General features: G+C 33.4%; 12 protein-coding genes and 2 tRNA genes. 3 read left to right on the plus strand and 11 right to left on the minus strand.

The genetic code is table 11. The features are described from left to right. Nucleotides 1-66 precede the first annotated feature (66 nt). Nucleotides 67-2079, plus strand: coding sequence for a thioredoxin domain-containing protein (locus J2T59_RS01535; RefSeq protein WP_259133336.1), 2013 nt, complete (start codon nt 67-69; stop codon nt 2077-2079). A 396-nt stretch (nt 2080-2475) separates the two neighbouring features. Here J2T59_RS01535 and J2T59_RS01540 read toward each other — a convergent pair. From J2T59_RS01540 to dph5, 8 genes are all read right to left on the minus strand, one after another. Beyond that, a tRNA-Ile gene (locus tag J2T59_RS01540) sits at nt 2476-2550 on the minus strand. Between the two features lie 13 nt (nt 2551-2563). Continuing rightward, nucleotides 2564-2636 (minus strand) — tRNA-Asn (locus J2T59_RS01545). Nucleotides 2637-2827: 191 nt separating this feature from the next. Further along, nucleotides 2828-3886, minus strand: a complete 1059-nt coding sequence (amrS, locus tag J2T59_RS01550; protein WP_259133337.1) for an AmmeMemoRadiSam system radical SAM enzyme — start codon at nt 3884-3886, stop codon at nt 2828-2830. Further along, nucleotides 3867-4760 carry a carbohydrate kinase family protein gene (locus J2T59_RS01555; protein ID WP_259133338.1) on the minus strand — a complete coding sequence of 298 codons (894 nt, stop codon included), beginning with the start codon at nt 4758-4760 and terminating at the stop codon, nt 3867-3869. Before J2T59_RS01555 ends, amrS begins: the two co-directional genes overlap by 20 nt. Nucleotides 4761-4782: 22 nt before the next feature. Beyond that, complete coding sequence (locus J2T59_RS01560; protein ID WP_259133339.1) at nt 4783-5124, minus strand: DUF555 domain-containing protein; 342 nt, start codon at nt 5122-5124, stop codon at nt 4783-4785. A gap of 102 nt (nt 5125-5226) precedes the next feature. After that, nucleotides 5227-5508: a DUF357 domain-containing protein gene (locus J2T59_RS01565; RefSeq protein WP_259133340.1), complete on the minus strand. Its 282-nt coding sequence runs from the start codon at nt 5506-5508 to the stop codon at nt 5227-5229. Nucleotides 5509-5546: 38 nt separating this feature from the next. After that, complete coding sequence (locus J2T59_RS01570) at nt 5547-7166, minus strand: helicase HerA domain-containing protein (protein ID WP_259133342.1); 1620 nt, start codon at nt 7164-7166, stop codon at nt 5547-5549. Between the two features lie 95 nt (nt 7167-7261). Continuing rightward, nucleotides 7262-8065: a diphthine synthase gene (gene dph5, locus J2T59_RS01575; protein WP_259133574.1), complete on the minus strand. Its 804-nt coding sequence runs from the start codon at nt 8063-8065 to the stop codon at nt 7262-7264. A 328-nt stretch (nt 8066-8393) separates the two neighbouring features. On the opposite strand from dph5, the gene J2T59_RS01580 reads away from it, so the two are divergent. Together J2T59_RS01580 and thsA are read left to right on the plus strand one after the other, a co-directional pair. Continuing rightward, a complete protein-coding gene (locus J2T59_RS01580; RefSeq protein WP_259133344.1) occupies nt 8394-10031 on the plus strand; it encodes a histidine kinase N-terminal 7TM domain-containing protein in 1638 nt (545 codons plus the stop codon). Nucleotides 10032-10180: 149 nt separating this feature from the next. Continuing rightward, complete coding sequence (gene thsA, locus J2T59_RS01585; RefSeq protein ID WP_259133345.1) at nt 10181-11824, plus strand: thermosome subunit alpha; 1644 nt, start codon at nt 10181-10183, stop codon at nt 11822-11824. 55 nt (nt 11825-11879) lie between these two features. Here the strand turns inward: thsA and J2T59_RS01590 are convergent, their stop codons facing one another. The 3 genes from J2T59_RS01590 to mgtE form a co-directional block, all read right to left on the minus strand. Next, nucleotides 11880-12539, minus strand: coding sequence for a S4 domain-containing protein (locus tag J2T59_RS01590; RefSeq protein ID WP_259133347.1), 660 nt, complete (start codon nt 12537-12539; stop codon nt 11880-11882). A gap of 12 nt (nt 12540-12551) precedes the next feature. Next, complete coding sequence (locus J2T59_RS01595) at nt 12552-13643, minus strand: NADH:flavin oxidoreductase (protein WP_259133348.1); 1092 nt, start codon at nt 13641-13643, stop codon at nt 12552-12554. A gap of 71 nt (nt 13644-13714) precedes the next feature. Then, nucleotides 13715-14731 (minus strand): magnesium transporter, encoded by a 1017-nt coding sequence (mgtE, locus tag J2T59_RS01600; protein WP_259133350.1) that lies wholly within the window; start codon nt 14729-14731, stop codon nt 13715-13717. Nucleotides 14732-14831 lie beyond the last annotated feature (100 nt).

The raw sequence follows: 14831 nt of genomic DNA on the forward strand, positions 1-14831 counted from the left end.
AAAAAAATATTTTGGTAATATCCCACGAAATTCTAGCTTATATTTAAGATAAGGGAGTTGACTGTTTTGAATGAAAAAAATACTGAACCTAATCATCTAATTTACGAAAAATCCCCATATTTACTACAACATGCATACAATCCAGTAAAATGGCATCCTTGGTCGGATGAAGCTTTTGAAAAAGCTAAAAAAGAAGATAAGCCTATATTTTTAAGTATTGGTTATAGCACGTGCCACTGGTGTCATGTTATGGAAAAAGAATCATTTGAAAATGAGGAAGTTGCATCAATCATCAACAAATATTACATACCTATAAAAGTAGATCGTGAAGAAAGGCCTGATATTGATAGTGTGTATATGGCAGCGTGCCAAGCCCTAACAGGAAGTGGAGGATGGCCTTTAACTGTATTTATGACGGGGAATAAAGAACCGTTTTTTGTAGGAACCTATTTTCCTAAAGAAAGTAATTATGGAAGACCAGGTCTCAAAGAAATTTTATATGAAATAGTTGGAGTCTGGAGAAAAGATAGAGACAAAATTAATAGAACGGGAATTCAAATAACAGAGGTGACAGAAAGAATTTTTAAGCACGGTGAAAGAGAAGTTTCTAAAAATGTATTGCAAAAAGCCTACGAAAAGTTAAAAGATAAGTTCGATAAAGATTATGGTGGATTTGGCCATCCTCCCAAATTTCCAACACCTCAAAACCTGTACTATTTATTAAGATATTGGGATATGACTGGGAACAAAGAAGCTTTGGAAATGGTAGAAACAACACTCGAATCTATGTATAAGGGTGGAATTTATGATCATATTGGATTTGGGTTTGCTCGTTATTCTACTGACCGGGAGTGGTTAGTACCGCATTTTGAGAAGATGTTGTACGATAATGCTCTGTTATCTATAGCTTATCTAGAAGCATATCAGGCTACAGGTAAACTTTTTTATGCCAAAGTTGCTGAAGAGATTTTCACTTACATTTTGCGGGATATGACTTCAAATGAAGGCACTTTTTATACAGCTGAAGATGCTGATTCTGAAGGTGAAGAAGGAAAATATTATGTATGGACACCCAGTGAAATAAAACTAGTTTTAGGAGAAGCAAAAGGGGAAGCTTTTTGTCATTATTACAATATAACTGAAAAAGGAAATTTTGAAGGTAATAATATACCTAATCTTATCAACACAAACGAATTACCTCAATTCAATGAAGAAAAAGATTTACTATTCCAATATCGCAAAAAAAGGGTACATCCCCTTAAAGATGACAAAGTACTTACATCTTGGAATGGTCTAATGATTGCTGCACTTGCAAAAGGTTTTCGAGTTTTAAAGAAGGAAAAATATATTCATGCAGCAGAAAAAGCCGTTAATCACATACTTGACAATATGACTGATATTAATGGCCGCCTTTATGCAAGCTATAGACAGGGAAAAGTAGAACACAAGGGTTTTCTCGAAGATTATGCCTATCTAGTATGGGGTCTAATAGAATTGTTCCAAGCAAATTACGAAGAACAATATTTGTTTAAAGCTTTAGAACTAAATGATGATATGCTGAAATATTTTTGGGATGATGAAAATGGTGGCCTGTTTCAATATGGGTGGGATGCAGAAAATTTAATTGTTCGTCCAAAAGATAGTTTTGACGGTGCTACCCCCTCAGGCAATTCGGTTGCTGCTGTAAACATGCTTAAGCTCTATTCTCTTACAGGCAAGATTGATATTTTAAAACGAGCTAAGATACAAATTAAATCTTTTGGTGATAATATTGAAAAAGTACCTGAAGGTTTTTGCTATTTTCTTATTGCTGTTTATTTCATGTACAATTCCCTTGAGCAGGTTATTATTACAGGTGAAAAGAAAAGTGTAAAAAGCATGTTGGAAATCGCGGAAAAAGGATTTAATCCACTTAGATTTATTTTGTACATTAATAAAGAAAATGAAGATATTTTTAAACTACCTTTAATGAAAGATAAGTTAAGTGACTCCGAGTCAAAAGCTTATGTTTGTAGAAATAACACCTGTTTAGCTCCCATAAATAATACCAAGGAATTAGAAAAGCTGTTATCTGATTAATATGCCTTAAAATGGCTTAAGCGTCTAATATTAAAAAAAATACTACTAAAGATACTTGAAAATAATATGTAGTGTAAGGTAAATGCTGTATTTTAAAGAAAATATTAGATTTTAATGCCTGCTTAAGGCATAGCTGCTTTTCTAGCTTAGCCAAGTTAATTTCCAGAGAGTGGTATCTAAATAATCATTAATTAGCTTATTTACCTATCTTATAATTATTCAAGATAAATTGATATTTTTAAATTAAAAATAAAAACTACTTTCAATTCCTAATTAAAATTTTACAGCAATTTAGTGACGCTATAAAGAGTTAGCTGACTATTTAGTGAGTTTAGCAAATAAAGTGTTCAATAATAAAGTTTTATTTAAAATATTGTAGCATTTTAGAAATATTAATGGGCCTAACCGGATTTGAACCGGTGATCACTCGGTTATGAGCCGAGCGCTCTAACCTGACTAAGCTATAGGCCCTAAAAGAAAAATACGCCGTCAACAGGGCTCGAACCTGTGACAACCTGGTTAACAGCCAGGCACTCTACCAACTGAGTTATGACGGCTTTTTGTGTGTAAATGAAAGCGAAACTTCTAACGTACTAATTAGATTTAAAGTTTTTGTTTAAATTTTGCACACGGATGACAATTTGCCTAATAAAAATATTATCAATCATATAGTTACTAAATTAAGAGTTAGGCTTCGAAGAATATGCTAATTAAAAATTAGTTAACATACTTTACTCAATAGATTCTCTCATTTAGTTTTTATCGGTATGAATCTATTACATTTAAAGCATTTATAATTTTCACCTAGTTTACTAGAGTTTACACTAAAAACATCCCTTTCAATTAATTTTTCACCACATGAAGGACAAAAGGTATTGACAAACTTGCTTCCTGGAACATTACCCAAATAAACAAAGTCTAAACCTTCATCTCTCGCAATATTATAAGCATTTTCTAGTATCGATATTGGTGTAGGACCTACATTGCTCATTTCATGCTGCGGATGAAATCTTGAAAAGTGAATAGGAGTATCTGGCCCTAGTTTCTGAAAAATCCATCTAGATAATTCTCTTATTTCATCAGAGCTATCATTCATATTTGGAATTAGCAACGTCACAATCTCTACATGAATGCCTAGTTTTTTTGCAAGATGAGTTGATTTTAGTACTGGTTCAAGGCTTGCACCACAAACTTGTTCATAAAATTTATTCCTAAAGCTTTTAATGTCAATGCTCATTGCATCAAGATAAGGAGATAAATGTTTCAGAGCCTCTGGTGTTATGTAGCCATTAGATACGTATATATTAGATAGACCTTTTTCGTTAGCTAGTTTTGCTGATTCGTATGTGAATTCATGCCATATAGTTGGTTCATTATATGTCCAGGCTATGCTTTCTGCATTCAAAGCTAATGCTTTTGATACCACATATTCCGAAGTAATTTGTTTGGTATAACTTGGGCTTTGTTCAACACTCATCCTAGCAATTTGCCAATTTTGACAGTTTTTACATCTAAAATTACAACCTATAGTGCCTAAGGAATAAGAAAGTGAACCTGGTTTAAAATGGTATAAAGGTTTTTTTTCAACTGGGTCTAAAGCTTCACTTGAAACTGTGTTATATATCAAACTGAAAAGTCTACCATCTCTATTTTCACGGACTTTACATATACCTCGGGACTTTGGTGCTATCTTACACTCATGGCTGCATAGATGACAAATAACATTATTATTTTCTACGCTTTCATAGTGCATTGCTTCCTTAATAATAGAGAGTGCCCCCGTTCTTTCATTCATTAATAGGTTCATAATGTAATTGAAAGCGTTCAACCATTTGAGCCCATGTAGGAAGTGAAGTTTGACATCCCACCGATTCAACAGCAAACGAAGCTACAGTTGACCCAACTTTACCACATTTATCTAGAGGATACCCTTTTTGATATGCTACTAAGAAACCTGCCCTATAAGCATCCCCAGCTCCTGTCGGATCTACTGCACAAACATCTATGGCTGGAATTTTATATTCAATGTTTTTATTATATATTGTACTACCTTTAGAATCATAAGTTATTATTAAAATATCAACTAAGTTTTTAATATGTGTTATATCAACTTCCAGGATTTCACAAACTCTTTTAATTTCATGTCTATTGGTAAAAAGGATATTTGTGTTTTCAAGTATTGATCTTAAATCCTTTTTAGAGTAAAGTACAAGGTCTTGTCCTGGATCAAATGAAACAAATGGTGTAATCTTTGCAATCTTTGAGTTGAAAATCGGATCCGCAGTAGCTAAATGTACAAAGTTTACATTTGGAGGTACTAGCTCAGGGAATTTAAATGAAGCACCCCAGTGAAAATATGTACATTGATTATGTTCTTTATCAGTGTAAACAAAAGCACTCGTATTTTTCTCACCTTCAATTATATATATTAAAGAAAGATCCACCCCAAGTTTCAACAAATGACTTTCATAGTCAGACCCTAAAAAGTCAGGTCCAACAGGAGATATTAATTGGCTATTGCCTCCTATTTTTGCAATCCCAGCTGCAACATTAGCAGCTCCTCCACCATAATATTCATTATAATCTATTACGGGATAAGATTCATTTGGGCCAGCTATTTTCTCAACATTAAATAAGTAGTCAACTGATGTATGACCAACTACAGAGATTTTCTGATCCATAAAAACAACCTAATATTCTATTTTACTCAAATTCTTCAACATTAACTACATTTAATGGAACATCACGCAAAGCTTTACCTACAACTGATTTACCAATTCTTGCTGCATGTTCATCGCTTTCAGCATCGAAAACTTTCATCTCTAATGCAAGACCAACTATGGCAGTGTTAGCTGCAAGAAAAACACTACTGAAAGGTTCCTCACATGCTGGGCACGTCGTTGTACCTACATCTACTTCAACAAAATCAAGTTTTGGGTTTAACCTTTTTCCAGCTTCAGCAATTGCTACTCCTATTGCATCGTCTGCCGATTTAACATCTCTTACCAACCAAGCTGCTTCAAGTGTAACATGATAATTTGCCATATTCTTATCTCCAAGTTTAACTTTACTTAATTATTTAAATCTCTAAGTTCAAACATATTTTTGTGCTATACAAAGTTCACAAATAATTCTATTAATCTATAATCAAATAGTAAACAGTGTTTCATCATCGACATTGAAAAGTCCAAGTCTTGCCCCTGCATCCAACCATGCATGACCATAGCTGAAACATCCAAGTGCATTAACTAAATCCTTTAATTCAATAAAATGTTTACCATCTTCATAATAGGAAAGTGCCATATTATAAAAGTCTTCAGCTATTTTATACATATGAGATTGTTCGATTGGAGCATAATCTGCCTTTTCAAGTGCTTTCTTCAACATGTTCTCATACCTATACACTTTTTCTGATAATTCTGCAACCAATTTATCACCATTTCATATAACAATGCTGTTTTTTGACGTTATTTATTAGCTCCAAAGAATTTCTTTAAAATACCTTTATTGCTCTTTTCAGATTTTCTTGTAGGCCTTCTTTTAGGTGGAGGATTTGCGACCGTTTCTTCAGATGAAGATGGACTCTGTTCCACTTTATTAATATTAGTTGATTTGTATTTTTTATTAGTCTCAACAACATCAACTGATTCACCACCATGTTTTGTTTTTCTTGTCCTTACATCTATAAGTATTGGTCTTTCTACTTCATTACTAACAAGCATTGCAATACCGGGTGGAAGTCTTTTTAGCTCTTCTTCAACATAAGAAGTAACTCCTTCAAGACCTTTACTTATAGACTTGAGATCGTTTGGGTTTGTTACTTTCATAATTATTTGGGTCCCACATTGTGATAATATATTCTTATCAATTCTAGCGGGACGTTGTGATATTACCATCAATCCTAGTCCAAATTTTCTACCCTCAGAAGCAATTGTCCGCAATATCTCTGAACTCGGTGTTTTGCTGAAACCTCTTTCTGGCGCAAAGTTATGGGCTTCTTCAATAACCAGCATCATTGGTGGGATTTTGTTTAACTTACGGGCCTCAAAAAGAGATGTACAAAGATGAGATACCAGCATTCCTTGAATGTTTGGAGGTACTCCTTTGAAGTCTATTATAGATGCTTTTCCCTTCTCAATTAGTCCTTCAATTGAAGTTGGATTAGGTGACAGAATTTCAGTATCCCTTATTTCTTCAAGGTAGTTTACAACATTCCATCTGGCTTTACTTTCATTGTTTGCAACTTCAAAGATAACATCGTCAAGTGAATAACTTTCCATTTCTGCACGAACTTTCTGTACAGCTTCGTATAAAATTCCTACATGAGTATTTGTAGAATTATCTGGGAAAATTGAAATTATATCCCTAACACTCAAGTTCATGCCATTTATTCTAAATACTTCATCTGCATCCTGATTAATGGCTTTATTAGCAGGAGTATATACCTTAATCTTAGATCCATAACCTTTTGATGATATCTGGTACTTCTTTTGAGATTCTGAATCGATAGACCCTTCTTTCTTTAAAGAAGAATATTCGCTATGTGGATCTATTATAAGTAAAGGTATTTTATTGTCAAGTAGTTCTTCCAACAAAACACTGGCCGTGTAAGATTTACCACTACCTGTTTTTGCAAGTATGCTACAGTGTTTTTGAACAAGACTATTTACACTAAGATTTACAGGAATACCGGTTCCATCGAGCAACCCTATATACATATCCTTCCCATACAGTCCAAGAACAGAACAAATTAATTTATTATCCGCTTTATAAATCTTATCACCCGGGCTAAAAGGTATCGTAGGTGCCCGAAGTAAACCTGTCTTGTTTCTGCTCCCTATCACTGTTACGTCACCAATAATATTCTCCTCGTTTCTATCTGGAAGTTTTCCATTTTTAGCTTCTTCAAATGAAAAATTGTCGCTTGAGCTTATTAGCGAAACTACTTGCGCTAATACCCAGCCATCAGTTTCATGCCATATTTTTATGTATTCCCCTCTTTCAACTGCCGTACTTTCAGAAACTAAAAACTTAAACTCAAGTGTACCTGTTTTACCAACAATAACTCCAATTGAATCTTTAACCATATTTACACTCACTATTATACTAATATAAGTAGTCATTAAGTTTACTATCTATAATAAATTTCAAGCCTTATTTTAGATAAATGAAAAGTATCAATTCAGTCATTAACCAAGTCCATTAAGGATTGTGGAGCGTTAGCTAGCTTTATTAAAGACTCGGTTTCAATAAAATGAAGATTTGCTGGTACTACAAGTATATGCAAAGGTTCCCCAAAATCAGCGTCCAATAAACTCTTAAGGTAGTCACATTTAATGGTAGGATTGTCTGAGCCGGCTCGTGCAATACCTAAAACTAATGAATCTGAAATCTGGTTTCTATCTTTAATCAAATCGATTTCAAGCAAGATTTTTAAGGCCTCATTGATTGTCATATACCCCTTTTCCATATCAATATCTAGAAATACTAACGTATGCAGACCCATTTTTAAGTTAGAGCAAATAGTTTCATGCGGAGTATGAGAAACTATTTTATTACCACGGCTGCTTAAATAAGGATAAGGAATTGTGGTTGATTTCCCAAACCTATAATTTTGTAATCCAGATAAACCACATACTGCTGATACTATAGATGATGCATGGATTAGCTTAGTTGGAATATTCATATCTATAGCTCGAAGCCTCAAATCTATATGAGTTGTGGATACCATAGTATCCCCACCTGTTAGAAACACAATGTTTTTGTTTTTGCCTCGTTCAATCCACTTTGGGTTTATTTCCACATCTTCCCTTGTCAGCAAGTTAACTGGTTTACCATATAACTCTTCCATTTTATCAATAGTAGACCCTACTAATTTAGATGTATAAAATTCAGCATATACCTCATCTGCATTCTTTATAGCTTCTAAGCCTTTCACAGATATGTCTTTTTCGTCAAATAGACCAAGTCCAACAAAAGTAAGCATAGCACTCGAATTCATTCCAATTGCTATTAAAGCTTTTGAGTCTAGCTTATACAATAACACACTGACTTGAAATAAAAACTAACTGTTAGTACAACACAAAATTCTACTTTAATAAATATATACCAATAAATAGTTCCTTTTAAAAGAAAAATCACATGTGCTAGCATGTATAGATAAAATACTTCAATGGTTAATTATAATTTAATCTACCTTTAAAACTGGTAGTATTTGTTAATATTAAAACTAGCCTTAAGTCTAAAAACAGTTATCCTATATAGAATAAGAATATATTAGTTCAGTTAAACACTAGAAGAAGTTGGAGTTAGTGATGGAACAAATATTTACTGTTAGTTTTTTGATTCAAGTTGGACTCTTATTCTCTATATTATTCGTATCCATTCTTGCATTATTATGTTCATCATATAGGCTGAAGGTAGGTACGAAATATATAGTAGCTTTCTTTGTTACTATTATTCTCTATTCACTATTTTACTATATGGAGCTACTAACTAATAATTCCTCTTTAGCTGAAGCTTTTTTTATACTACAGGTTATTTCAATTTCCTTTATGCCTAGCCTTTGGCTGATGTTTATACTTACATATACAAATAATGCAAAATATCTGAAAGCATCATTAATTTTAGCTATATTCTTGATACCAATCATAGGGCTCTTTTTAATAGTTACTATTGACTCCCATGAATTGTTTTATTACAATTTGACATTAGTCAGTATAAATGGTTTGTCAACCATAGAATTTTATAGAGGACCCTGGGCGTGGATACATTCAGGATATCTTGGATTTTCAGTTCTTTTAGGGTGTTATATGTTACTAAAAGAATATTCAAACTCTTTAAGAGAACATAGGATTAACTATCTAATATTAGCAATAGGGTCCCTTATTCCTTTGTTCACATTGATTATTAACTTATTATCTTTAAATCCATTTGGCTTTGATAGTAGTCCATTTGGACTCACTATAGGAAGTTTGTTTTTTGCTTACGGTTTCACTAGACATGACATATTAAATCCATTACCTTTAGCACGAACTCAAGTTTTTGATGAGATAGATGATGCTGTACTTATACTAGACACAAAGGAACATATCATTGATATGAACACAAGTGCTACTAAATTAATTTATGAAAACAATAAAAAAGTGAACGAACAAATTTATAATCATTTATATGAGGCTTTATCATCCCAAAATGGAAAAATTGATGATATGTTCAAAATAGATCTTGCTAATCAAGAGAAATGGATTGAAATCAAGCGGTCATCAATATCAAACAATGATGGAACGTTACTCGGATATCTTATTATTTTACATGACACTACTAACAAAGTAAAAGCTTTACAAGCTGAAAAAAATGATCTTTTGTTAAAAGAAATACATCATCGAGTAAAAAACAATCTACAGGTAATCTCTAGCTTAATTAATTTAGAAAAAAAGAATATCAAAGATGAACAGCTTTTGACCATTTTAACAAGAACACAAACAAGAATACGTTCAATGTCAATAGCTCACGAAAAACTGTACCAAGGAGAAAGTGCAGCTAGCATTAATATTCCAGATTATACAAAGCAACTATCTGATTATTTATCTCAGCTATATTGTCATGATAAAAAGGTTTTAGTTAAACATGACATTGATGATATAAACCTTGAAGTAGATCTAGCAACTCCTTTAGGCCTTCTGATAAACGAAATTGTAACAAATTCCCTCAAGCACGCGTTTTCAGGAAAAATTGATGGTAAAATTAAAGTTGAATTTAAAGATATAGGTGACGAATATAGGCTTAAAGTATGTGATAATGGTGTTGGTATACCTCAGGACATAATCAAGGGTTATAAGCCTTCACTTGGCCTTCAGTTAATTGAAATGCTTACAAAACAACTACAGGGCAAACTTACTATTGAATCTAATCATGGTACCAAAATGGAAATATTGTTCCCAAAGAATTGAAAGGTACATAGAATGAACATATTTTACATCACTTGTAGTTGGAATTATTCCGCCAAATATTTATAGAACTACTAACAGTTAAATCAATATATGACATGTAAGATTTGAAGTTAAATCAAAGGTAAATCACTTCTCGGAGGTAATATTTTATGTCAGCAAATTATAACAATTATAGCGGTCAACCAGTTTACATAATGGGTAGCGATAAGCAGCAAACTAAAGGTAGGGATGCCGTATCAATGAATATACGTGCAGCAAAAGCAGTTGCGACTTTAGTTAAGACTACGCTTGGACCCGTGAGTATGGATAAAATGCTAGTAAACCAAATAGGTGATGTTGTTATCACAAATGATGGTGCAACCATACTAGATGAAATGGATATTGAACACCCTACAGCAAAAATGATTGTAGAAGTAGCACGCACCCAAGAAGATATTGCTGGTGATGGTACAACCAGTGCTGCCGTTCTTGCTGGTACGTTACTAGAAAAAGCACAAGAGCTAATGGAGCAAGGAGTTCATCCTACAAGCATCCTTAATGGCTATAGGTTAGCATCTGAAAAAGCAATGAGTTATTTAGATGAATACAAGATTGATATAGATTCATCAGATGTAGAAATTTTGAAGAATATTTCAAACACATCCATCACTGGAAAAGCATCTGAGAGCTACAGTGAGACCATATCAACCATTGCTGTAAATGCTGTCCTAAAGGTACTAGAAAACGGTGAGGTCAACATCGATGATGATATACTAATTGTACAAGATAAAGGCCAAAAAATAACCGACAGTGAGTTAGTTGAAGGTGTCGTTTTAACAAAAAAGGCATTGCATCCAAACATGCCAAAAAAGATTCAAAATCCAAAAATAGCTCTAATAGATACTCCATTAGAAGTTGAAAAGACAGGAACTGAATCTAAAATCCAAATTAAATCTGCTGACCAAATGGAAGCTTTTGTCAAAGAGGAAGATAAAGGTTTCAAGAAGATGGTAGATGCTATTGTCAAAAGTGGGGCAAATGCCGTATTCTGTTCAAAAGGGATTGATGATAATGCTGTCCACTATTTGCAGAAAAATGGTATCTATGCTACCAGACGTGTAAAAGAATCCGAGATGAAAAGTCTCGCAAGAGCTACAGGTGCTAAGCTTGTTAGAAGTTTATATGAAATAGATGAAACTGACATTGGATCTGCCGGATTACTAGAACAAGTTGGTGAATCTGATGATGCTAAAACTTTCATCAAAGAATGTAGTAATGCAAAAACAGTTACTATTGTATTAAGAGGTGGAACCGAGCATGTTACTGAGAATATTGAACGTGTTTTTGATGATGCCTTACATGTAATTGCATCTGCAGTGGAAGATCATGAAGTTGTTCCTGGTGGCGGAGCGTCTGAAATAAGTACTGCAAACATACTACGCTCATTTGCTCCTTCTGTAGGAGGTCGAGAACAGCTTGCAATAACAGCATTCGCAGATTCACTTGAAATTATACCAAGAACCTTAGCTGAAAATGCTGGATTAGATGGTACCGACATGCTAATAAAACTTCGTTCAGGAAGTGGAAAAGATAAGTATGTAGGTTTAGATGTATATGAAGGAAAAGTTGTCAATATGGTTGAAAAAGGTGTACTGGATCCAGTAAGAGTCAAAAAGCAAGCTATTAAATCAGCTTCTGAGGCTACAGCAATGGTTCTAAGAGTAGATGATGTCTTAAGAGCCGATAAAAAAGATATGATGAATGTTAAACCTGAACATAACATCCATAACTATGATGCTTCAGGAATGATGTAATTAGATAACGAAAAATAGCAGTCTTTAAAATATGACTGCTCTACCATTATTTCCATTATGCATCTAGTACACAATAAAGGTATATTTCTTTTTTAGTAGACCCAATTTTTTTTTTAATCCTAAACCCTAGTTCTTGAAGTTTTTCGGATATTGGCTCAATCTCATTAAAGGTCTCAGTTTTTAGAACCTGTATTAAACGACCATTTTCCCTTAGCATTGGAATTACCCTGCTCAAAGCAGTAACCGAATCTTGTGGATCTAATGTTAGGTCATTCAATATAACATCAAACTTCTTATCTCCGAATTCTGTTAAATGGATAGAAAAAATATCACCATAGATGACCGATATGTTATCATAAATAGAAACAAGTTCATCTAGTTCTTCTTTAAAGCTTAAGCTGTATTCAATACCTTGTACATGATCAACTATTTCTGATGAAAATAATAAAAAACCACCAGCACTTGAACCAATATCCAATACATGATCATTACTTCTTAATACATTCGTATGTGACTGGATATAAGATAATTTAAAATATCCTTTTGGCTTATCATGCCCCGATTCAACTACAATTTTATCTGCATTATTAACTCTTTTAGACGGTTTAGATACAATTAAACCATCTAATCTTACAAATCCATCTTTTATAGCCTTTTTAGCTTTTGTTCGGGTAGAGAAATGACCAGTTTCTACAAGGTACATATCAAGTCGCATCTGAACCCTTCTTTAGAATTCATAGTTGCACTTAATGCCGGTTCTATCAAAGCATAAATTACAGGAGGTGCAAATGGTTTTTTTTGTTATTCCATTTTTTAATGATTTTACAAGATCTGGTTCTACAATAAAAGGACGACTCATTGAAATCATATCAGCATATTTATTGTTTATAACCTGTTGCATAATATCTATTGATCTTATACCACCTACCAATATAATTGGGATATTAACTTCTCTTTTAATAGCTAGGGAATATTTTTTAAAATATGCTTCTTTGTCTTTTAAGTCAATATTAGGTTGGGACATTACATCCCCAGCTTCGAAAATACCTCCACTTATCTCTATAGCAGCTATCCCTAAATCCTCAAGACACTTAGCGATTTCTACACATTCTGGAAGATCCAATGATTCAGGTATCTTCTCAATATCGAAACCATCTGTTGCATTCAGTTTAACCAGGATTGGAAAATCATTTCCAACCAAGTTACGTATCTTTTTCACAATCAAGTCTATAATTCTGACTCTATTTTTTATAAAGCCACCCCATTGATCATTTCTCCTATTTGTATAAGCAGAAAGAAAGCTGCTTAGTAGAAAACCGTGTGCGCAGTGTAATTGTACCCCATCAAAGCCTGCTTTCTTAGCCCTTTTTGCAGCTGTTGCAAAATCATCTATTGTATTATAGATATCTTTTTCAGTCATTTCTTGTGGCTTTATATTAGTTGAAGTATCCCGCACAGAAGAAGGTGCTTTGGGTATTGGGTTAGAGCTTGTCACAAGAGATTGTCTACCACCATGGACTAGCTGTATTATAAGCTTTGAATCATAATGATTTTTTATCCTTTTAGTGATTGGAATATAGCCATTAATTAAATAATCACTATGTATACCCTGTTGTTTTTCTGCGCTTTTACCCTCATAAGATATATAGGAATAACCAGTGACTATTAAACCAACTTCGTTTTTAGCTAATTCTTCATATATATCACCTATTTTGGATGTAGGGTTACCATCTTCTTCTGCAAGCCACTCATGAGTTGCTGAACGGACAAACCTATTACTAATATTTAAATTACCAATTTTTATTGATTCAAATAACATATTTTACCCAATATCCCTATTTTTGTGCCGTAATAAATTCTACTAGTTGTGCTATAATAGAGGAATATTATTCATAGAACTGTTGGGAGTAATAATGCAGCTAATCCAAAATAAATAATCAAACCGCTTACATCTTTAACGGTGGTTATCATTGGATCAGAAACTGCAGCTGGATCGTATCCAACTTTATTTACAATCCATGGAATTACAAATCCTATAATTGATGCTAATAAACAAACACTTAATAATGTTAAAAATATTACAAGTGCAAGCTCAAAGACTCCTTGCCACAAATAAGCTATTAGAGCACCAATCACTCCTACTAAGAATCCAATCATCAAACCAACTTGTCCTTCGGAAATAAAGTGTTTTATAGCATTTTTATCGTCAATATGGCCTACAGCTAGTCCACGTACAAAAATTGTAGAGGCTTGAGTACCTACATTTCCACCCATATCCATAATAACAGGTAAGAAAAATGCTAATGCAATAACAGCTTGCAGAGATTCCTCGTATCCTTCAATAACAACACCTGCAAGTAGACCACCCATTAAAGCGAACAAGAGCCATGGAATACGAATTCGGAGAATATCCAAGGGTGAAGATTCAAGTATAGCATAGCTCCTAGAAACCTCAGCGTCAGAGAAAACCATACCAGCACTTTTGAATATATCCTCTGATGCTTCTTCTTCAACCACATCTAACATTTCCTCTGAACGGATAATTCCAACTAGATTATTGTTAGTTCCTACAACTGGTAATGCTCTATATGCCACATCAGACATTTTTCTAGCTGCTACTTCTATATCCTCTTCTTCATGTAAAAATGTTACATCTTTTTTCATGATAGCTTCTACAGGAAGAGTCCCTTTAGCATTAAGCAAGTCTCGAAGTGACAATACTCCAATAAGTTGCCCATCGGTATTAATCACGTATATATAATATATCGTAGTCTCTTCAGCTTCTGGTCGATAATATCTGAATCGAGAGATTGTATCTTCTACATAGGTATCTTTATCAACTGAAAAATATTTTTCATCCATTACATCTTTAACAAGATTTGCGTGAATGTTCTCATCATCATCCATAATCATTCCTCCTCGATTCTATATCAAAAAGTTCAACACTTCGAATACTACTGATTTAACTTTGTTTGACCAGAAGACAGAGCTTTTAGGTTAAAAGGAA

This window comes from Methanosalsum natronophilum, from assembly GCF_024808815.1.
GTDB classification, from domain to species: domain Archaea; phylum Halobacteriota; class Methanosarcinia; order Methanosarcinales; family Methanosarcinaceae; genus Methanosalsum; species Methanosalsum natronophilum.